17 protein-coding genes are annotated in these 20928 nt (G+C 66.3%); 13 read left to right on the forward strand and 4 right to left on the reverse strand.

Annotated features, from left to right (window positions below; genetic code table 11):
* Nucleotide 1: 1 nt before the first annotated feature.
* Nucleotides 2-1255, reverse strand: a complete 1254-nt coding sequence (locus tag E6C72_RS18105) for a sarcosine oxidase subunit beta family protein (RefSeq protein WP_109085702.1) — start codon at nucleotides 1253-1255, stop codon at nucleotides 2-4.
* 114 nt (nucleotides 1256-1369) lie between these two features.
* Here E6C72_RS18105 and E6C72_RS18110 point away from each other — a divergent pair, with 114 nt between their 5' ends.
* From E6C72_RS18110 to E6C72_RS18125, 5 genes are all read left to right on the forward strand, one after another.
* Complete coding sequence (locus E6C72_RS18110; protein WP_109085701.1) at nucleotides 1370-2413, forward strand: GlxA family transcriptional regulator; 1044 nt, start codon at nucleotides 1370-1372, stop codon at nucleotides 2411-2413.
* A gap of 132 nt (nucleotides 2414-2545) precedes the next feature.
* Nucleotides 2546-3076, forward strand: coding sequence for a YbaK/EbsC family protein (locus E6C72_RS18115; protein ID WP_109085749.1), 531 nt, complete (start codon nucleotides 2546-2548; stop codon nucleotides 3074-3076).
* Nucleotides 3077-3117: 41 nt separating this feature from the next.
* Nucleotides 3118-3981, forward strand: coding sequence for a formyltetrahydrofolate deformylase (gene purU, locus E6C72_RS18120; RefSeq protein ID WP_109085700.1), 864 nt, complete (start codon nucleotides 3118-3120; stop codon nucleotides 3979-3981).
* A gap of 19 nt (nucleotides 3982-4000) precedes the next feature.
* Nucleotides 4001-4177: a hypothetical protein gene (locus tag E6C72_RS31815; RefSeq protein ID WP_169055240.1), complete on the forward strand. Its 177-nt coding sequence runs from the start codon at nucleotides 4001-4003 to the stop codon at nucleotides 4175-4177.
* A gap of 75 nt (nucleotides 4178-4252) precedes the next feature.
* On the forward strand, nucleotides 4253-5536 hold the full coding sequence (locus E6C72_RS18125; protein WP_247875694.1) for an MFS transporter: 1284 nt from the start codon (nucleotides 4253-4255) through the stop codon (nucleotides 5534-5536).
* 29 nt (nucleotides 5537-5565) lie between these two features.
* On the opposite strand, the gene fae is transcribed toward E6C72_RS18125, so the two are convergent.
* The 3 genes from fae to E6C72_RS18140 form a co-directional block, all read right to left on the reverse strand.
* Nucleotides 5566-6099 (reverse strand): formaldehyde-activating enzyme, encoded by a 534-nt coding sequence (gene fae, locus E6C72_RS18130; RefSeq protein WP_109085699.1) that lies wholly within the window; start codon nucleotides 6097-6099, stop codon nucleotides 5566-5568.
* 37 nt (nucleotides 6100-6136) lie between these two features.
* Entirely contained in the window at nucleotides 6137-7852 is a 1716-nt protein-coding gene (locus E6C72_RS18135) for a methyl-accepting chemotaxis protein (RefSeq protein WP_109085698.1), read from the reverse strand.
* Nucleotides 7853-8018: 166 nt separating this feature from the next.
* A complete protein-coding gene (locus E6C72_RS18140) occupies nucleotides 8019-8909 on the reverse strand; it encodes a glycine betaine ABC transporter substrate-binding protein (protein WP_109085697.1) in 891 nt (296 codons plus the stop codon).
* Nucleotides 8910-9607: 698 nt separating this feature from the next.
* On the opposite strand from E6C72_RS18140, the gene E6C72_RS18145 reads away from it, so the two are divergent.
* The 8 genes from E6C72_RS18145 (at nucleotide 9608) to proV (ending at nucleotide 20925) form a co-directional block, all read left to right on the forward strand.
* Nucleotides 9608-10888, forward strand: a complete 1281-nt coding sequence (locus E6C72_RS18145) for an SRPBCC family protein (protein WP_109085696.1) — start codon at nucleotides 9608-9610, stop codon at nucleotides 10886-10888.
* 26 nt (nucleotides 10889-10914) lie between these two features.
* On the forward strand, nucleotides 10915-12027 hold the full coding sequence (locus E6C72_RS18150) for a hybrid-cluster NAD(P)-dependent oxidoreductase (RefSeq protein ID WP_247875693.1): 1113 nt from the start codon (nucleotides 10915-10917) through the stop codon (nucleotides 12025-12027).
* A gap of 266 nt (nucleotides 12028-12293) precedes the next feature.
* On the forward strand, nucleotides 12294-13376 hold the full coding sequence (locus tag E6C72_RS18155) for a GlxA family transcriptional regulator (RefSeq protein ID WP_247875692.1): 1083 nt from the start codon (nucleotides 12294-12296) through the stop codon (nucleotides 13374-13376).
* Nucleotides 13377-13541: 165 nt separating this feature from the next.
* Nucleotides 13542-15587 (forward strand): NADH:flavin oxidoreductase, encoded by a 2046-nt coding sequence (locus tag E6C72_RS18160; RefSeq protein ID WP_109085695.1) that lies wholly within the window; start codon nucleotides 13542-13544, stop codon nucleotides 15585-15587.
* Nucleotides 15588-15638: 51 nt separating this feature from the next.
* Nucleotides 15639-17555 carry a DUF3483 domain-containing protein gene (locus E6C72_RS18165; RefSeq protein WP_109085694.1) on the forward strand — a complete coding sequence of 639 codons (1917 nt, stop codon included), beginning with the start codon at nucleotides 15639-15641 and terminating at the stop codon, nucleotides 17553-17555.
* Nucleotides 17552-18787 carry an electron transfer flavoprotein subunit alpha/FixB family protein gene (locus E6C72_RS18170; RefSeq protein ID WP_199228737.1) on the forward strand — a complete coding sequence of 412 codons (1236 nt, stop codon included), beginning with the start codon at nucleotides 17552-17554 and terminating at the stop codon, nucleotides 18785-18787. Before E6C72_RS18165 ends, E6C72_RS18170 begins: the two co-directional genes overlap by 4 nt.
* The gene (locus E6C72_RS18175) at nucleotides 18780-19574 is read left to right on the forward strand and encodes an electron transfer flavoprotein subunit beta (RefSeq protein ID WP_109085693.1); all 795 of its coding nucleotides are present in this window, start codon (nucleotides 18780-18782) and stop codon (nucleotides 19572-19574) included. Before E6C72_RS18170 ends, E6C72_RS18175 begins: the two co-directional genes overlap by 8 nt.
* A 67-nt stretch (nucleotides 19575-19641) precedes the next feature.
* Complete coding sequence (gene proV / locus E6C72_RS18180; RefSeq protein WP_109085692.1) at nucleotides 19642-20925, forward strand: glycine betaine/L-proline ABC transporter ATP-binding protein ProV; 1284 nt, start codon at nucleotides 19642-19644, stop codon at nucleotides 20923-20925.
* The last annotated feature ends 3 nt before the right edge of the window (nucleotides 20926-20928 follow it).

Raw genomic sequence — 20928 nt, forward strand, 5'->3', positions numbered from 1 at the left:
CTCAATGCGCGACGGCGGCGGCGGCGGCCTCGTCGATCAACCGGCCGGTCTTGAAACGCTCCAGCGTGAAGGGCGCGTTGATCGGGTGCGGCTCGTCGCGGGCGATGGTGTGGGCGAAGACGTTGGCCGAGCCCGGCGTCGCCTTGAAGCCGCCGGTGCCCCAGCCGCAATTGACGTACAGCCCCGGCACCGGCGTCTTGCCGATGATCGGCGAGCGGTCGGGCGTGACGTCGACGATGCCGCCCCATTTGCGCAGCATGCGCATGCGGTTGAAGATCGGGAACACCTCGCAGATGGCAGCGACGGTGTGTTCGATCAGGGGCAGCCCGCCGCGCTGGCTGTAGGAAGTGTACTGGTCGGTGCCGGATCCGATGACCAGTTCGCCCTTGTCGGACTGGCTGATATAGGCATGCACGGTGTTGGACATCACCACGCAGGGGAAGGCCGGCTTGATCGGCTCCGACACCAGCGCCTGCAACGGATAGCTTTCCAGCGGCAGCCGGACGCCGGCGGTGTCCATCACCACCGAGGTGTTGCCGGCGGCCGACACCGCGACCTTCTTGGCCTTGATGAAGCCGCGCGCCGTCTCCACCCCGGTGACCCGGCCGGAAGCGTCGCGGCGGATGGCGGTCACCGGGCAGTTCTGGATGATGTCGACCCCACGCGCCGAGGCGGCCCGCGCATAGCCCCAGGCCACCGCATCGTGGCGGGCGGTGCCGCCGCGCCGCTGCAACGCCGCACCCATCACCGGATAGCGGGCATTGGCGGCGATGTTCAGCGGCGGGCAGTATTCCTTGGCCTGCTCCGGCGTCAGCCACTCGTTGTCGATGCCGTTCAGGCGGTTGGAGTGGATGTGGCGCTTGAAGCTCTGGATGTCATGGACCGTGTGCGCCAGCATCATCACGCCACGCTGCGAGAACATGACGTTGTAGTTCAGCTCCTGGCTCAGCCCTTCCCACAGCTTCACCGCATGCTCGTAGAGCCGGGCGCTCTCGTCATACAGGTAGTTGGAGCGGATGATGGTGGTGTTGCGGCCGGTGTTGCCACCGCCGAGCCATCCCTTCTCCACCACCGCGACGTTGGTGATGCCGTGTTCCTTGGCGAGATAATAGGCCGCCCCCAGACCATGCCCGCCCGCGCCGACGATCACGACGTCATATTCGGATTTCGGTTCCGCATCGGGCCATTGAGGCTGCCAGTTCTTGTTGCCGGTCAGCGCGTTGGTCAACAGCGAGGAAAATGAGAAGCGGGTCATGGCAGCACCGCGAAGTTCAATGTGCTGACAGTATCGGGAAGCGACCCACCGTTGGACAGAATGGATGCGTCAGTTTAATGTCACCTGTGCGACGATGCGTCCGCTGGAGATCACATGACGAATAGCATCGGGACAGCCGGCATCGGCGCAGGCAGTGTCACGTCCAATGCCACCAGGACCGGACGGCTGCCGAATCGCCCGATCGCCCCACGCCTGTCCGTCGGCTTCATCCTCGCTCATCGCTTCACCCTGTGCGCCTTCGCGAATTTCGTCGACGTGCTGCGGCTCGCCGCCGACGAGGGCGACCGCAGCCGGCCGATCCTGTGCGAGTGGGCTGTATTGTCGGACCAGATGCGGCCGGTGGCGTCCAGTTGCGGCATGCTGGTCCAGCCGACCGAGCGGTTGGGCGACCCGACCAAATTCGACTACATCGTCGTGATCGGCGGGCTGATCGACGAGATCTCCAACCTCAGCCCAGATTACATCCGCTATCTGCGTCAGGCAGCGGCCGCGAAGATCCCGCTGGTGGGGGTGTGCACCGGCGCCTTCATTTTGCAGCGCGCCGGGCTGATGGACGGCTATCGCTGCTGCATCAGCTGGTTCCACCATGCCGACTTCCTGGAACAGTTCGACGGCATCACGCCGGTGTCCGACCAGATCTTCATCGTCGACCGCGACCGGCTGACCTGCTCGGGCGGGACCAGTTCGGCCCATCTCGCGGCCTATCTGGTCGAAAAGCATGTCGGGCGTGCCCAGGCACGCAAAAGCCTGCACATCATGATCATCGACGACGCTTTGCGCGGGGAGAAGCCGCAGCCGGGCATCCCGCTCGACTTCTCCACCAACGACGAGGTGGTGCGGAAGGCGCTTCTGCTCATGCAGCAGAACATCGACGTGCCCTTGTCGGTCGCGGAGATGGCACGCCGCCTGGGAGCCGCCCGGCGCCAGATGGAACGCCATTTCCAGAACGCGCTGGGCATGACGCCGACCGAGGCCTACCGGATCATGCGGTTGGAACATGCCGAATTCCTGCTGCGCAACACCGAGCAGTCGGTGACGGAGGTCGCCGCCGCCGTCGGCTTCTGCGATTCCTCGCACTTCGTCCGCGCCTTCAAGGAGCGCCGCGGCATGACACCCTCCGTCTTCCGCAAGGGCTGAGACCTCGGACAGGGCCGTTTCATTCCACGCCGGTGACGCACCCGTACAATCGGCGGGTGGATCCTTTCGCCATGCTGCGGTCATGCAGCAAACCGCCTTGTGCGGCTTGCCGGACCCACAGGGATGGCGACCATGCTCGACGACAACGACACCATGCAGATGCACTGGCGTGAAGCCGGCATTCCCGAAGAACTGTGCCGGGAACTGGCCCTCGCGTCGACGCCGATGCGCCTGCATGCCCATCCGCCGGTGCGCACCGTGGCCGATGCCGAAGAGCACTGGCGCAGCGTCCCCGGCGTTCACACCAAGAACCTGCTTCTGAAGGACGCCAAGGGCGTCCTGTGGCTGGTCGTGCTGCCGCATGACCAATCGGTGAACATGAAGGAACTGGCCCCGGTCATCGGCTCGGCCAAGCTGTCCTTCGCCTCGCCGGTCACGCTGGAGCAGGTCCTGTCGATCGAGCCGGGCGGGGTCAGCCCGCTGGCGCTGGTGGCGGACAAGGAGCGCCGGGTCCGTCTGGTGCTGGAACGCCGCGTCCTGGCCGGCGACACCGTCAATTTCCACCCGATGACCAATCGCGCGACGCTGTCGATGCACCCCGACGACCTGTCGGCCTTCCTGAGCCGGCTTGGCTACCAACCGATTGTCGTCGACATCGCCTGACCATTTATTCCCCGGCCAAATCCGTAGGCGCGAGTGCTGCGATGCGTTCCAATCAAAACCATTTCTACATGAACGTCAGTTGCCTGAGCCGGCCGGGGATCATCTCCGCCATCTCCACCCATCTGTCGGACCGCAACTGCGACATCATCGAAAGTGCCCAGTTCGTCGATCACGACGGCAAGCATTTCTTCCTGCGGATGGCCTTCGACGCTCCGGATGCCATCCGGAGCGATGCCATTCTGATTGAAGAACTCGCCCCCATCGTAAAGCGCTTCGGGATGAGCCTGACGCTGCGGGACGCCCGCCGGCGGCCGAAGATCCTCATCATGGTGTCGAAGTTCGGCCATTGCCTGAACGATCTTCTGTACCGGCACAGTATCAGTGCGCTGCCCGTCGACATCGTTGGCGTCGTCTCCAACCACGATGCCTTCCGGTCCCAGGTCGAATCGCACGGCATCGCCTATCATCATCTCCCGGTGTCATCCAGCAACAAGCTGGAGCAGGAACGTCGTCTGATGGAGATCGTGGAGACGAACGACGTCGAACTCGTCGTGCTCGCCCGCTACATGCAGGTTCTCTCGCAGGATCTCTGCACCCGGATGGCGGGGCGGATCATCAACATCCACCACAGCTTCCTGCCCAGCTTCAAGGGGGCCAAGCCCTATCACCAGGCCTACAAGCGCGGCGTGAAGCTGATCGGCGCCACGGCGCATTACGTCACCGACGACCTCGACGAAGGACCGATCATCGAACAGGAGGTGGCGCGCGTCGATCACTCGATGTCGCCCGACGATCTGGTCGCCATCGGCCGCGACGTCGAAAGCGTCGTCCTCGCCCGCGCCATCCGGCTGCACATCGAGGCGCGCGTCATGCTCCACGACCATCGGGCCATCGTCCTGCGGTAACAAAGGGAGTTCAGCGATCTTGCAGCTCATCGACGAAAACGCCACCCAGGCGGTCCGGCGTGCCTTCGCGTCGGGCGGCCTCGCCGCGGCGGTTCAGGAATTGCGCCGCCATGTCGTCATCGAGGATGAACGCATGGCGCTCGCCACCGTCGAGGCGTTCCTTGCCAGTGTTCATAACGGCGACACTCGGCTATAAGGACGCCGTCCCCGCCTGATCGGGACTGTCGGCCCCCGACAGGTGGGCATTTCCCTCGCTCCGGCGGACCCTGCGATGTCCCTCATCCAACCGATCGTCCCGCTGCTCGTCGCGGTGTTCCTGATGATGGGAGGCACCGGTGCGCTGACGACCATCGTCAGCGTCCGCCTCGATGCCGCAGGCGCCTCGCCCATCCTGCTCGGCGCCCTGACCGCCGCCTATTACCTGGGGGTGACGATCGGATCGACGCAGGCCTACCGGCTCGTCGGGCAGGTCGGCCACATCCGCGCCTTCAGCGCCTCCGCGACCGTCATGGTCGCGGCGACCCTGGGACATACCCTGGGGTCCGATCCGGCGGCCTGGATCGCCCTTCGCCTTGTCGAGGGCTGCTGCATGGCCGGGCTGTTCGTCTGCATCGAAAGCTGGCTGAACCAAAGCGCCACGTCGGCCACGCGCGGGCAGATCCTGGCACTCTACATGATCGCCCTCTATGGCGCACAAGGTGCCGGCCAGTATCTGATGGTCATCGACGATCCGCACGGCTTCAAACAGTTCGTCCTGGTGTCGATCCTGGTTTCCCTTGCCCTTCTGCCGGTCGCGTTGAGCCGCAAGGCCCCGCCCCTTCTTCAAAAGCTGGAGCCCGTCCGCATCGGCCATCTCTATCGCGCAAGTCCGCTGGGGTTCGCCGGCACGGTGATCAGCGGGCTGGTGGTCGGCGCCTTCTACGGGCTGGGTCCGGTCTACATCCGGCATCTGGGTTATGATCTGGGCCAGTCAGCGACCTTCGTCAGCGCCGCCATCATCGGCGGAATGATTCTCCAATGGCCGTTCGGGAAGCTGTCGGACCTGTTCGATCGGCGGCTGGTTCTGGTCGGCCTGTTCGCCGCCCTGGTCGTCGTCAGCGGCGGCATGATGATGCTGCCGGCATTGGGATACCCGTGGCTCATCGCCGGCATCGCCCTGTTCGGCGGCATCATCTTCGCGATCTATCCGATCTGCGTCTCCCACACCAACGACTTCCTGACGCCGGCCGAGATGGTGCCGGCGAGCGGTGGTATGGTTCTGGGATTCTCGATCGGAGCCATCGCCGGCCCCTTCCTGGCCTCCCTGGTGATGGCGAGCTTCGAGCAGGACGGGCTGTTCCTGTTTTCCGCTCTGGTGGCCGCCGCGGCCCTGTTTTTCGCGCTGTGGCGCATGACGGTCCGGCCTCCCGTGCCCATCGACCAGCGCCTCCCCTTCCTCCCCCAGGCACCGATCGCCGGGACTTTGGACGGCATGGCAGCGGACAAGGAAAAGGCGGACAAGCAAAAGCCCGGGTGCGTCCTCGGCGACGCCACACCCGGGCCTGAGTCCTTATAAGTCTTGGTCCGCCACTTTGCGCCGACGGTTCACTCCTGCGGATCCAGCATGAAGTGCCTGATCTTGTGCCGGTTTTCGATCAGTTCGTCGAGGGAAGGCTCGTTGCGCATCGCCCGGCCGATGGCGATCTTGGTCGCCTCGTAGTTGGTGCGGTAGAGGTCGGCGCGGTCGAGGTTCGGATCGGTGGGGCAGCGCGGATCGATCCAGATCATCACCAGAATGCACAGGTCATTGATCCCATCACGGGGCAGAACGCCGTCGATGACGCAATCCAGCACCGCGTCGGCGGTGGCGGCCTGGACGACGCCGCCGAACAGGTCGACATAGGCGCTGGACTTCATCGTCACCTTGGACACCATCATGGTGGCCGGACGAACCATCTGGTTGCAGTCCCGCACCGCGAACATGCGGGTATGGCCGGCGGTCTGCCCCATCATGGTGGCGAACGCATGGCCGGCCGGGCCATCGACCGTCCCGATCACGATTTCGGGCATCGCGTCGGTGAACTGGCCTTCCTTGGCGAAGACGGTGGCCTCGCCGACGCGGAACAGCGGATTGCTCATGGGAACATTGCTCTCTTGGGGAGGGTGGTGTTGCCGGTCATCCGGTGCGGATGCCGTCCAGCAACTGTTCGATGCTGCGGCGCAGCCGTTCGGTCTGACCGGCCAGGTCCGCAGCGGCGGTCAACACGTGCCGTGTCGCACTTTCGGTGTCGCGGGCACCGCCGGTGACATGCCGGGCGTTGCGCGCGACCACGCCCGCCCCGGATGCCGCTTGGTCGATGCTGGCGTGGATGGTGGCCGATGCGGCGGCCTGCGCCTCCATCGACCGGGCGATCGCCAGCGAGATGGTGCTGATCTCCTCGATCACCGTGGTGATGCTTTGGAGTGCCTGGGCGGCGTTGCCGGTCGCGTCCTGCATCGCCTGGATCCGCAGCGAGACGTCCTGAGTCGCCTTGCCGGTCTGGCTGGCCAGTTGGCGCACCTCCTGCGCCACCACCGCAAAGCCCTTGCCGGCCTCGCCGGCACGTGCGGCTTCGATGGTCGCGTTCAGGGCCAGCAGATTGGTCTGTCCGGTGATCTCGTCGATGATGCGCACGACGTTGCCGATATCCTCGGCCGATTTCCGCAGACTGTGCACAGACTGGTCGGCCTTGCGGGCCTGCTCCACCGCCGACGAGGCGATGCGGGCGGACTCGTCGATGCGGAGGCGGATGTCCTCCAGCGAGCGGAAGGTATCGTCGGCCAGGGCGGCGACGGACTGGACGTTGCTCGCGATCTGCTCCGCCGCCACGACGGTCTCGCCCGCCTGTTCGTTGGTGCGGTCGATGATGCCGGTCAACTGGCGCGCGGTGCCGTCGAGCGCGCCGGCCGACGATTCCACCGTATCCAGACCCTCCATCGCCGTCCGCTCGAAATGGGAGATCAGGTCCTCCAGATGGGCGGAGCGCTGCCGCTCGCGCCGCCGCGCCGCGATGTCCTGGAAGGCGGCACGGACATGGTCATTCACCGGACGCTCCAGGATTTCGTCCGGGCTGCCGATCTGGGTGATGCGTCCGGCGTCCATGACGGCGATCCGGTCCGCAAGCCGCATCGCCTCGTCAGGGTCCTGCGTCGTGAGCAGCACGGCGGCGCGATGCCCACGCTGCCAGTCGAGAAACTCGGCCTCCAGTTCCAGCCGCAGGACCGGGTCGACCCCGGCAAAGGGTACATCCATCAAAAGCAGAGGCGGATCGCCGATCAGCGACCGCGCCAGACCGATCCGCAGGCGCGCTTCGGACGGAATCTCATGGGGCCGCCGTGCGGCAAGGGAAGTCAGCCCCATGCGCTCCAAAAGGGCGAGTGCACGGTCCCGACGGTCGCGCCGGCGCAGGCCGGCAACCTCCAGCCCGAAAGCAACATTCTCCAGAACACTGCGGTTCGGCATCAGCGCCGTGGCACCGAACGCCATCGTCATGGAGTCGCGGCGGGCGGCAACCAATTCGGCCGGCTTCATCGCCGCCATATCGCGCCCGTTCAGGAATACCGTGCCCGACGTCGGTTCGACCAGTCGGTTCACCATGCGGACCAGGGTGGACTTGCCGGAATTCAATCGCCCCAGCAGGGCCAGGACCTCCCCGGCCGCCAGATCGAACGAAACCTCGGCGACCGCCACCGTCGCGCCGGTTTCCCGCCTGATGTCGGCGTGGTCGACGCCGGCATGCAGCATGGTCAAGGCCCGGGCGGCGCTGCCACCGTAGATCTTGCACAGTCCTTCAACCGACAACATCCCGGTGCCGGCCGGCACGGTGCCCTGCAGGTGAGCTGACGAGTTCATCGGCGATCCCGATCATGGAAGGGCTGAAAGCGGGAATGGCTGGAAACGGCCGTCCATCACGCGACTGCGCTTTGAACGGCCGCCTCCCAAGAACGGTGTAAAAATAGGCGAAGGTGTGGGAAAGGGTGTGCGGCCATCGCCTTCCCGGCGGTGGCGCGGCTGCCGGTCAGAGCTTGCCGGTGACCCAGTAGTCAATCCGGGCCTTGTTGTTCTTGATGTAGTTGTTGACCGCCTGTTCATAGCTGGTCTGGCGGGCTTCCTGCATCATCGCCTCCAGATCGCCGATCGGCAGGACCATCCGGTTCAGGAACTCGAAGATTTCCGGGTGATCCTGGTAGAAGCCCTTGCGGACGATGGCGTTCACGCTCTCCAGACCGCCAAGCGCGCCCTTCGGATCCTCCAGATAGCGCAGCTTCCAGTTGGCGAACATCCAGTGCGGGCTCCAGCTCGTCACGACGATCCACTCGTTGCGCTTCATGGCGCGCTCCAGAGCGGCGAGCATCGCGGCGTCGCTGGCCGACACCAGCTGCATTCCCTTCAGATCATAGGTCTTCAGCGCCTTTTCCGACGCCTGCATCAGCCCCGAACCGGGATCGATGCCCTGGATCTTGCCGCCGAGCTGCTTCTGCACCTCGGGCTTCTTCAGATCCTCGATCGATTTGACCTGATCGACGGGGATGTAATCCGGCACCACCCAGCCCAGGCGGGCACGGGTGTAGAGTGGACCGAGATCGACGATGTCCTTGCCGACCTTGTCGAGATAGGGCTTGTGGGTCAGCGGCTGCCACGACATCAGCATGGCGTCCAGCTTGCCGCTGGCGATGCCCTGATATTGGATGCCGATGTCGGCCATCGTCAGTTCGACCTTGTAGCCGAACCGTTCCTCGATCACGGCTTTGGCGAGTTTCGTCACCGCCTCGGCATCCGACCAGGCGGTCCAGCCGATGTTGATCGACTTGTCGGCCGCCTGCGCAGAGGTGGCGACCACAGCGGTCCCCAGACCGACCGTCATGGCCGCCGACAGCAGCATACCCAAGGCTTTACCGAAGATTTTCATCAAGAAGCCTCCTCGTATGATTATTTGTTTGGGCTCGTTTGTTTGGAAATCCCGGTCCGTTGTGCCGGGATTTGAACCGGACACACGCATGCGGTCCGGACATTCACTTCTGTCTTGCCGGTGAACGCGGATGGCCGAATACCTTCCGGGATTGAATCGGAGGGCTGGCGCCACCCGATGCGGACCTTCGCTGACATCAGTGCTGATTGGGCAAGGATGCAGGCCTTGAAAGCAAAAAACCTTCATCACAGCGGCAGTTCGTATCGCATTTGCGACAGCCCGGCACGCCTGCCGCTCGCCCGGCGAATGCTATACGGATGACAAGCGGAGATTTTGAAATCTTGCATAGAAATAGGGAAATGGAGCGCCAGTCCCTTGGACTCGAGACCTTATGGACGGCTGGCGGCTCTTTTTGGATGGCAATGCGCCGACAGCCGGACATCTTGCGATTGAACTGATGAGCCACTCGCTCCCGAATGATCGCGTCCTGTCGCAAACCGGCCATTGCCGAACTCCGGCCTTGCGCAAAAAGACAGGACTGCCTGTCGGCCTTTTTAAAGTTGATGTCGCAATCCAGAACGCGGTACCCCGCGGCCGGCGGCAGGCTGTGTGTCGTGGAATCGAAAAAAGGACAGCCCTGTCAAGGCTGAAGCGGTTCCTCGAACAAACGGCCCCACTCCCGCAGAAGGTCAACCGTCATGGCGTCCGAGATTTCCATTGAAGCCCTGCTGAAGCGCCGAAAGAAGGGTCACAGCCTGGAGGCGCCGTTCTACACCAGCGACGAGATCTTCAAGCTCGACATGGAAATCATCTTCGGCCGCCACTGGCTGCATGTGGGTGTGGAACCGGATGTTCCGGAACCGGGCGACGTGATGGTGGTGGATATCGGCAAGACGTCCGTCATCGTCATGCGCGACGACGACATGGAATTGGTCGCCTTTCACAATGTCTGCCGCCATCGCGGCGCACGCATCATTCTCAAGGAAAAGACCTCCGTCGGCAATCTGGTGTGCAGCTATCACCAGTGGACCTACGGCCAGGACGGCGAGCTTCTGTTCGCCGAGCATATGGGCAACGATTTCGATCGCAAGTGCCGGAACCTGAAGAAGGTGCACATCCGGTCGGTCGGCGGCCTGATCTTCATCTGCCTGGCGGAAGAGGCACCGGACGACATCGACCGCATGGCGGCGGTCATGGAGCCCTACATCCTTCCGCACGATCTGAAGAACTGCAAGATCGCCAAGACCGTCGACCTGATCGAGAAGGGCAACTGGAAGCTCACGATGGAGAACAATCGTGAATGCTACCACTGCGTCGGCAACCATCCGGAGCTGACCATCCCGCTGTTCGAGTATGGCTTCGGTTTCGCCCCCGACGGCACCAACCCGAAGCGGATGGAACATGCCGCCAAGTACGATGCTCTGGTGCAATCCTGCCATACCGGTTGGGAAGCGGCGGGTTTCCCCAGCCGCGAGGTCGAGCATCTGACCGACACCACCGGCTTCCGCGCCGAACGCCTGCCGCTGGACGGCGCCGGCGAGGCCCACACCAAGGACACCCGCAGCGCGTCCAAGAAACTGCTGGGCTCGATCACCGAGCGCAAGCTGGGCGCCCTGTCCTTCTGGACCCAGCCGAACTCCTGGAACCACTTCATGAGCGACCACATCGTCACCTTCTCGGTGTTCCCGCTCGGTCCCGACCGGAATCTGCTGCGTACCCGCTGGCTGGTCCACAAGGATGCGGTGGAGGGCGTCGATTACGACCTGAACCGCCTGACCGAGGTGTGGGAAGCCACCAACCAGCAGGACGCCGATCTGGTCGAGATCTCGCACAACGGCGCCATCAGCCCCGCCTACGAGCCCGGCCCCTATTCGCCCTACACCGAGCCGCTCGTGGAGAAATTCACGGAATGGTACGTCGGCCGCATGACCGAACATCTTCTGGGCAAGCAGGCAGTGGTGGGCGTCGCTGCCGAGTGACGGTTGTTCACGGCTGAGGGGGAAGAATGATGACGATGCAGCAGGATGCGGCTTCGCCCGCGGGCCGGGACTGGGATTCCGAAACCGACGACACGCTGGTGTGCCGGGCGGTGCGGGAGGAAACGCACGACGTGAAGACCTTCGTCTTCGCGCCGGCGCGGCCCTGCCTGTTCCGGTTCAAGCCGGGCCAGTTCATCACGCTGGAACTGCCCATCGGCGGCGAGACCGTTCATCGCAGCTACACCGTCTCCTCCTCGGCCGCGCGGCCGCACCGTCTGTCGATCACCGTCAAGCGCGTACCCGGCGGTCCGGTGTCTAACTGGCTGCACGACACCCTGAAGCCGGGCGACAGGATCCGCGCGGTCGGGCCGCTTGGCGAGTTCACTCCTGGTGATTCCGAAGCCCCGCGCAAATTCCTGTTCCTGTCCGGCGGCAGCGGTGTCACGCCACTGATGTCGATGACCCGGACCTTTGATGACCTGGGCGAGGATCACGACATCGTCTTCGTCCACGCCGCTCGAACTCCGGCCGATATCGTGTTCCGCCGCGAACTGGACGCGCTGACCGGTCCCGGCCGCCGGCTGCGCGTCGCCCATGTCTGCGAGGGCATAGGCACCGAGGCCCATTGGACCGGCTTCACCGGCCGGCTGTCGCTGCCGATGCTCGGAATGATCGCGCCGGATTTCATGGACCGGGAGGTCTATGTCTGCGGCCCCGGCCCCTTCATGAAGGCGGTGCGCGCCTTCCTGGAGGAGGGCGGCTTCGACATGAGCCGCTACCATCAGGAAAGCTTCAATTTCGAGGAGCTGACGGCCGAACTGGCCGCCGGAGATCCGCGGGTCGATACCGCGCAGGCCGCCGAGGCGCCGGCTTCCGATGGATTCCGCATCGAATTCGCCAAGACCGGCAAGGTCTTCGCCTGTCCGCCCGACATGGCGCTGGCAGACGCGGCATCGGCCGCCGACATCCGGGTTCCGACCTCCTGCTCACGTGGGTTGTGCGGAACCTGCAAGACGAAGCTGATCTCCGGCACGGTCGAGATGAACCACACCGGCGGCATCCGCAAGCGCGAGATCGACCAGGGGTTGATTCTGCTCTGTTGCAGCCGTCCGACAAGCGATCTGGTGATCGAGCGTTAGACGCATCGCCGCTGAATTGTCTTCCGGGGGCAAGCCGCTGACGCCATGGCGTCTTGCGTTTGATATCAAACGCGGGATGCCATGGCGTTGTGTCTGGCGATCGGAGTCGCGCGTCAAATCGATTCCGATTTCACGCGATCCGATCTAGCATTCCGAAGGACGGAATTGTGCCGTCAGACTGGGAGGATGCCCTGGTGGGGAAGACAGTGGAATATCGCCGGTTCGGCGGTAGCGGTCCCGCACCACGGCAGGAGGAACGCGCTCTCTTGTCGGTCGGGTTCATCCTGACCAACAATTTCACGTTGACGGCGCTAGCACCCTTCATCGATGCCTTGCGTCTGGCGGCCGACGAGGGCGACCGGTCGCGGCAGATCCGCTGCCGCTGGACCATCATGGGGTCGCGGGCCGAACCGGTAATGTCCAGCTGCGGCATCGGCGTCGCCCGTTGGGAACCGCTGACCGATCCCCGCCGCTTCGACTATGTGGTCGTGGTCGGCGGGCTGCTGCATGGCGGCCCGCAGCTGGACGATGAGTCTCTGGCCTATCTGCGCGCCGCGGCATCCTACGGCGTGACCCTGGTCGGCGTCTGCACCGGCAGCTTCGTGCTGAGCCGTATCGGCCTGATGAAGAACCGGCGCTGTTGCGTCAGCTGGTACCATCATCGCGATTTCATCGAGGAATTTCCCGATCTGGTGCCGGTGGCGGACCAGCTCTATGTGGTAGACCGCGACCGCATCACCTGCTCGGGCGGCGCCGGCGTTGCCGATCTGGCCGCCTTCCTGATCGAGCGCCATCTGGGCCGCGCCACCGCCCAGAAAACCATGCACATCCTGCTGATCGACAAGGCGCGTCCCGCCAGCCAATCGCAACCGCAGCCGCCCACGGTGGTGGAGATCACCAACGACCGCGTCCGCCGCGCCCTGCTGCTGATGGAACAGCACATCAGCGACCCGCTGTCGGTGGAGGAGATCGTCCACCGGCTGAACGTCAGTACCCGCCAATTCGAGCGGCTGTTCCGGCTGGCTGTCGGCACCAGCCCGGCCACCTATTACCGGTCCTTGCGCCTGCGCTACGGCCATTGGCTGCTGCGCAACACCAGACGTTCGGTCACCGCCATCGCCAACGAGGCAGGTTTCGCCGACTGCGCCCATTTCTCCCGCCAGTTCCGGGAACTGTTCGGCGTTTCTCCGTCCGACGTGCGCCGCACCGCGACACCCGATGCCGAAGCCGAGCCGCATTTTTCACCGCTGGCCGCCTTCCAGCGCACCAACAGCGATTCCCTGCTGCCCGACCGCCGCCTTTTCGAAGATCCGGAACCGATGCAGCAAGACGCAGCAGCGGTGGACTGAGGCACACGTGCCAAAAGTTTTCCAAAAATTTCAGGCACTTGCTAGACCCACACCCTGCCATTCGATCCCTGTCGCAAAAAGGTAATTCACGGTCGCGGGGGGCAACGCGACAATCACGCCGATGGTGAATTCTTTGCAGGCTCAATACTGGGGATCGTTCCTGCCATGTCCTCACCCGCCGAAGCCCTTCTGAAACCTCTCCAGATCAAGCATCTGACGATCCGCAACCGCGTGATGAGCACCAGCCATGCGCCGGGGTACGGGTCCGAAGGCAAGCCGAAGGAACGCTACCAGCTCTACCACGAGGAAAAGGCCAAAGGCGGCATCGGCCTGACGATGTTCGGCGGCTCCTCCTCCGTCGCGGTGGACAGCCCGGCGGCGCCCTGGAACCAGATTTCCGTCGCCGACGACAGCGTCATTCCCTTCTTCCGCGAATTCTCCGACCGGGTGCACCGCCACGGCGCGGCGCTGATGATCCAGCTGACCCACATGGGCCGGCGCACCCGCTGGGACACCGAGAACTGGCTTCCCACCGTCTCCGCCTCGGCCGCCCGCGAACCGGCGCACCGCAACACGCCGAAGGAGATGGAGGATTTCGACTTCAAGCGGATCATCGCCGGCTATGCCGCCGCCGCCCGTCGCTGCAAGGAAGGCGGCCTGGACGGCTTCGAGCTGTCGGCCGCTCATGGCCACCTGATCGACCAGTTCTGGAGCCCCTCGGCCAACCGGCGCAGCGACAGGTATGGTGGCAGCCTGGAAAACCGCATGCGCTTCGGCATCGAAGTGTTCGAGGCGATCCGCGCCGAGGTCGGCGACGATTACGTCATCGGCATGCGCATGTCGGGCGACGAGCTGATCGACGACGGCCTCAGCCATGAAGACTGCATCGCCATCGCCCGGACCTATGCCGAGCGGGGGCTGATCGATTTCGTGAACGTGCTGGGCGGACAGGCGCGCGATCATCTGGCGCACGCAATCTCGCTGCCCAACATGTCCTTCCCGGTCGCCCCCTTCCTGCATCTGGCCAGCGGCATCAAGCGCGAGGCCGGCATCCCGGTCTTCCACGCCCAGCGCGTGACCGACCTCGCCACCGCCGCCCGCGCGGTCGAGGAAGGCCATGTCGACATGGTCGCCATGACCCGCGCCCACATCGCCGACCCGCATCTGGTGCGCAAGCTGATGGAAGGGCGGCTGGACGATGTGCGGCAGTGCGTCGGCGCCGGCTATTGCATCGACCGCATCTATGTCGGCGGCGATGCGCTGTGCATCCAGAACGCCGCGACCGGCCGCGAGCGCAGCATGCCGCATGTGATCCCGAAGGCGGAGCGCAAGCGCCGTGTCGTCGTGGTCGGCGGCGGTCCCGGTGGGCTGGAGGCCGCCCGTGTCTGCGCCGAGCGCGGCCATTCGGTCGTGCTGCTCGAACGCAACGCCACCCCCGGCGGCCAGATCAACGTCGCGGCCAAGGCGACCTGGCGCGAGGCGATGAGCGGCATCACCCGCTGGCTGTCCCAGCAGGTCACCAAGCTGGGGGTCGATGTGCGCCTGGGGGTGGAGGCCGACCGCGCCACTGTCGAGGCCGAGAATCCCGACGTTGTGATCCTCGCCACCGGCGGCCGCCCCAACCGCGGCGATTTCAAGGGCGCCGATCTGGCGGTGTCGACCTGGGACATCCTGACCGGCGCGGTCGAGCCGACCGGAACCGTCCTGATGTATGACGGCACCGGCCAGCATCACGGCGCCTCCTGCGCGGAGTTCATGGCCAAGCGCGGTGCGCTGGTGGAGATCGCCACCCCCGACCGCATGGTCGCGGAGGAGGTCGGCACCACCAACCAGCCGATCCACCTGCGCGAGCTGTACAAGCTGAACGTGGTGATGACCACCAACCATCAGCTCGTGGAAATCTACCCGGAGGGCAACCGCCGCGTCGCTGTCCTGCGCAACGAATACACCCACGAGGAGGAGGAGCGGCTGGTCGATCAGATCGTGGTCGAGCTGGGCACCCTGCCCAACGACGGCCTCTATTTCGATCTGAAGGACCATTCGCTGAATCGCGGCCAAACCGACCTCGACAGCCTGATCGCCGGCCGGCCGCAGCCGGTGCAGGCCAACGGCCACGGCGGCTACACGCTGCATCGCATCGGCGACGCGGTGGCCGGCCGCAACATCCACGCCGCCATCTACGACGCCGCACGTCTCTGCAAGGACATCTGACACCTCTGCCCCCGCCCAGCGACCCCAGCCAAGCGACAGGAGCCGTCCGACGTGATCGCCACCGCTCTTACCACCGTCGTCCTTGCCGTCCTCGCCATCGGCGCGGCATTGGCCGCCTGGCAGTCGCGGCGCTGGTTGGCCGGCCGGCCGGCGACGGTCGGCGTGGTCGCCGGTCTGCGCGCTCTGCCCGGCCGCTATCTGGTCGATGTCCACCATGTGGTGGGGCGGACTCCGTTCAACGCCCGCTTTCACGCGCTGGTCGCCGGCGGCTTCCTGGCGGCGCTGGTGCTGCTGGTTGCGATGGGTGTCGCCATCGGCGGATCGCGCATCCTCTGGCTGCTGCTGGCGGTGGTGCTGGCGGTCATGCTGGTCGGCGCCCTGATGGTCCGCCATCGCCGCCGGGTGCTGCGCCCGCGCGAGCTGTCGCAGGGCCGGTTCTCCCGCCTCCCCCTGTCGCTTCTTGGATTTTCCGGTTCCCTGCTGCTGGTGGCGCTCGACCAGTCGCTGGGTGGGGTGATGCCGGAGGCTCTGGCCCTGGCCCTGATCGCGGTCGCCGGCGTGGCGCTGGCCGATCTGGTTTGGGGCGTGTGGAAGGGACCGCTGAAGCATGCCGTGCATGGCGCTCTGCATCTGGCCTTCCACCCGCGCCCGGCCCGTTTTCACGACGGCAAGGGGCGCGATACCGGGCTGAAGCCGCTGCCGCTCGCTCCCATGGGGGACAATGAGCCGGTCGCACTGGGCGTGGAGCGTCCCGTCGATTTCGCCTGGAACCGGCTGCTCGGCTTCGACGCCTGCGTCCAGTGCGGGCGCTGCGAGACCGCCTGCCCTGCCTATGCCGCCGGCCTGCCGCTGAACCCGAAGAAGCTGGTGCAGGATCTGGTCGTCGCCATGGACGGGCAGGCCAGCGATGCCGCCTATGCCGGCAACCCCCATCCCGGCCGCGGCGTCGGCAAGGCCCATGGCGGGGCGGCGCTGCCGCTGATCGGGGCGGACGCGATGATCCACCCCGATACGCTGTGGTCCTGCACCACCTGCCGTGCCTGCGTGCAGGAATGCCCGATGATGATCGAGCATGTCGACGCGGTGGTCGACCTCCGCCGTTTCCAGACGCTGGAACTGGGCGCCACCCCCGGCAAGGCCGCCGTCATGCTGGAGGAACTGCGCGCCACCGACAATCCCGGCGGCCGCGCGCTCGCCCGGCGCTGGGATTGGGCGGCCGACCTGTCGCTGCCCCGGCTGCCGGCCGGCGGCTCCTGCGACACGCTGCTGTGGGTTGGCGACGGCGCCTTCGACCTGCGGGTCCAGCGGTCGCTGCGGGCGCTCGTCCTATTGCTGCGCCGCGCCGGGGTGGAGTTCGCGGTGCTGGGCGACGAGGAGCTGGATTGCGGCGACGTCGCCCGCCGGCTGGGCGACGAGGCGACCTTCCAGTCGCTGGCGACCCGCAACGTGGCGACGCTGAACGCCCGCCGCCTCAATCGCATCGTCACCGCCGACCCCCACGCGCTCCACACGCTGCGCAACGAATATCCGGCCTTCGGCGGCAACTGGACCATCGTCCATCACACCGCGCTGCTGCTGGAACTGATCACCGCCGGCGCGCTCACGGTGACCAAGCCGGTGGGGCGTAGCGTCACCTTCCACGACCCCTGCTATCTCGGCCGCTACAATGGCGAGATCGAGGCGCCGCGCGTCCTGCTGGATGCCATCGGCGTGGAGCGCCGGGAAATGCTGCGCTCCGGACTGCGGTCGAGCTGCTGTGGCGGCGGCGGTGGCGCCCCGCTGACCGACGTGTCGGGCGAGCGCCGCATCCCCGACGTCCGCATGGAGCATGCCCGCGAGACCGGCGCTTCGATGGTCGCCGTCGCCTGCCCCAACTGCGCCCTGATGCTGGAGGGCGTCGTCGGTCCCCGGCCGGAGGTGGCGGAGATCGCCGAACTGGTGCTCGCCGCGACGGAGACCGCCCGATGAGCAATGCCCCGATGATCCGCCGCCGCGTCGATCCCCGTGCCGAGCGCGCCGCCCGCATCGTGCTGACCGGCCAGCGTCCACGCCTGCTGCGCCAGCCCGTCGCCATAGCCGCGACCAACGAGCGCCGCCGCGATCCGCGCGCCGTCCGCGATGCAGCCCTGGTCCAGCGGCAACCACGGCCGCGCTACGACTGGGCGCGCGACGCGGCCTCGGCCGGAACCGTCCCAACTGTCGGCGTTGCCGTCGCCGCAACGCCCGTGATCCCGCTGCGGGTGATCGCCGAGCCGGCCTATCTGGTCCTCGCCATGCTCGACCGCTCCGGCGGCGAGGTGAGCGAGCATGACCGGCAGGTCATCGCCGCCGCCCGTCTGCTGGCCGATGCCGGAGGCGGTGCCGTGGTGACCCTCGCCACCGGTTCGGGCGAGGCATTGGCCGAGGCCGGGTCCGACCGCCATGTCGCCCTGCCCGAGGGCTGGGCCGATGAGTATGTGCCGGAGCGGCGTGCCGCCGCCGCATCGGTACTGATGGCCGCATTGTCTCCCCGCCACATCCTGTTCCCGGACAGCCCTGACGGCGCCGACATCGCCCGGCGGGTCGCGGCGGCAGCGGGAGAGCGCCTGTTCACCAGCGTGCAGAGCCTCAGCCCCGACCGGGCCACCCGTCAGTCCGCTGGCGGATCGCTGGAGACCGGGCACCGCCCCACCCGGCTGATGACGGTGGCGGCCGACGCCTTCGCCCCGCTCGACGGCGTGCGGCACGAGGCCCGGCCGCTCGACCTCGCCACCCCGGCGATCGCCGGGGAGGAGGTCCTGCCCCGGCTGGGCGGCGCCCGCAGGCTGGCCGTCGATCCCGACGCGCTCGCCCTGTCGGAAACCGACTTTATCCTCAGCGCCGGCAACGGCGTGACCGACTGGCAGGGCTTCGCCGAACTGGGCGAGGCGCTCGGCGCAACCCGCGCCGGCAGCCGCGTCGTGTGCGACGCCGGCCATCTGCCGCGCGAACGGCAGGTCGGCGCCTCGGGAACGGTGGTCAGCGCGCGCTGCTACCTCGCCTTCGGCATTGCCGGGGCACCGCAACACCTCCAGGGCATCACCGGCGTCAAGCATGTGATCGCCATCAACACCGACCTCCACGCCGAAATGATCAAGCGGGCCGACCTGTCCATCGTCGCCGATGCGCAGGACGTCATGCCAGCCCTGATCCGGCTGATCCGGGAGCGCCGCCATGCTTGATGTCGCCGTCCTGCTGTCCATCGGCCGCCATCCGGTTTCCGGCCGTGCCCGCCGCGCCGCCACCGACGCGCAGGCCCTGGACATGGCGCTGGCGCTGCGCCCGCGGCGGCTGACGGCCATCCATGCCGGGCCGGCCGCCGATGCCGACGCGCTGCGCACCTATCTCGGGATGGGGCTGGAGCGGCTGACGCTTCTGGTGCTGCCGGAAGGGGCCGATCCGGTCGAACCGCTGATCGCCCATCTGCGCCGCCTTGCCCCCTCGCTGGTCCTGACCGGACGGCAGGCGGAGGACGGCGAGGGCAGCGGCATGCTGCCCTATCTGATCGCCCGCGGCCTCGACGCCGCAATCGTCCCGGACGTGGTGCGGATCGGCCCCGCCAAGACGCCCGACACCGCGCCGGGCAAGGCGGAAATCGTCCAGGCACTGCCGCGCGGACAGCGCCGGGCGCTGACCGTCACCGGCCGCCTCGTCGCGACGCTCCATCCATCCGCCCCGCCCGCCCGCGCCTCGGCCTTCGGCCCGGCCCGGCGGGGCGTGATCGAGCCGGTGGCGGAGCCGGTGACGGTTGAGGCGACCGCCGATCTCTTCCTGTCGGAGTGCGAGCATCGGCCATGGCGTCCAAGGCCCAAGCTGATGCGCGTGAAGCGCGGTGGCTCGGCCCTGGACCGGCTGAGGGCGGCGACCGAGAGCAAGAGCGGAAAAGGCCAACTGCTGGTCAACCCGACAGCTGAAGCGGGGGCGCTGGCCATCTACGACAGCCTTGTCGAACAGGGAATGCTTCCATGAACACCATGCAAAACGATCCTCCCAGTACCGCAGGTCGCGCTGTCGCCAATCGAGGGGAGGCCTGTCGATGAACACGATGATGCGAAGCGCGGTTTCGGTCGGTGGACCGGCCAGCCTGGGCTTTCCCCGCGGAGCTGCCAGAACGGGCACCGGCGATGACGCGGCTGTCCGCCTGGAAGTGCGGAACGTCTACAAGGTCTTCTCCGCCGATCCGAAGCCCGCCCTGTCGATGCTGCGCCAGGGCGCCAGCAAGGCGGAGGTCCTGGAAAAGCTGAACGTCAATGTCGGTGTCCTCGACGCCAGCTTTCAGGTCCGCGCCGGTGAGATCTTCGTCATCATGGGGCTGTCGGGGTCCGGCAAATCCACCATGATCCGCCTGCTGAACCGGCTGATCGAACCGAGCAGCGGCGAGATCCTGCTGGACGGCAAGGATCTGGTCAGCATGTCTAAGGCCGAGCTGATCCAGGCCCGCCGCCGCAACATGGGCATGGTCTTCCAATCCTTCGCCCTGATGCCCCACCTGACGGCGCTGGACAATGCCGCCTTCGGCCTGGAAATCTCCGGTGCGTCCAAGGCGGAGCGCCACAAGGCGGCGCAGCAGGCACTGGAACAGGTCGGCCTGGGCACCTACGCCCACCGCTACCCGCGTGAGATGTCCGGCGGCATGCAGCAGCGCGTCGGCCTCGCCCGTGCGCTGGCGAACGACCCGACCATCCTGCTGATGGACGAGGCCTTCTCCGCCCTTGACCCGCTGATCCGCACCGAGATGCAGGACGAACTGCTGCGCCTGCAACGCGAGCACCAGCGCACCATCGTCTTCATCTCCCACGACCTGGACGAGGCGATGCGCATCGGCGACCGCATCGCCATCATGGAGGGCGGCCGCATCGTGCAGGTCGGCACGCCCTACGAGATCCTCAGCCGCCCGGCCGACGATTACGTCCGCTCCTTCTTCCGCAACGTCGACGCATCCAAGGTGCTTCGGGCCGGCGACGTGGCGCGTTACGAGGCGACCAACACGGTCATCCGTCTTCCCGGCGAACTGACCCCCGCCCTGCAGCAGCTGCGCGAGAACCACCATAATTTCGGCTATGTCCGCACGCAGGACGGACGTTTCGAGGGGATCGTTTCGCAGGCGACGCTGGAACGGGAACTGAAGGGTCCGCAGCCACGCTTCGTCAACGCCTTCCTGCCCGACGTGCGCACGGTCAATGCCGCCGCCCCCATCCATTCGCTGCTCGCCCTGGTGGCCGACAGCGAATGGCCGGTGCCGGTCGTCGATGACGACCACAATTTCCTCGGCGCCATCTCGCGCGCCCTCATGCTCCACACCTTGGTTCGGGGGGATTGACCG

The organism is Azospirillum sp. TSH100 (assembly GCF_004923295.1).
In the GTDB taxonomy this organism is placed as follows: Bacteria; Pseudomonadota; Alphaproteobacteria; order Azospirillales; family Azospirillaceae; genus Azospirillum.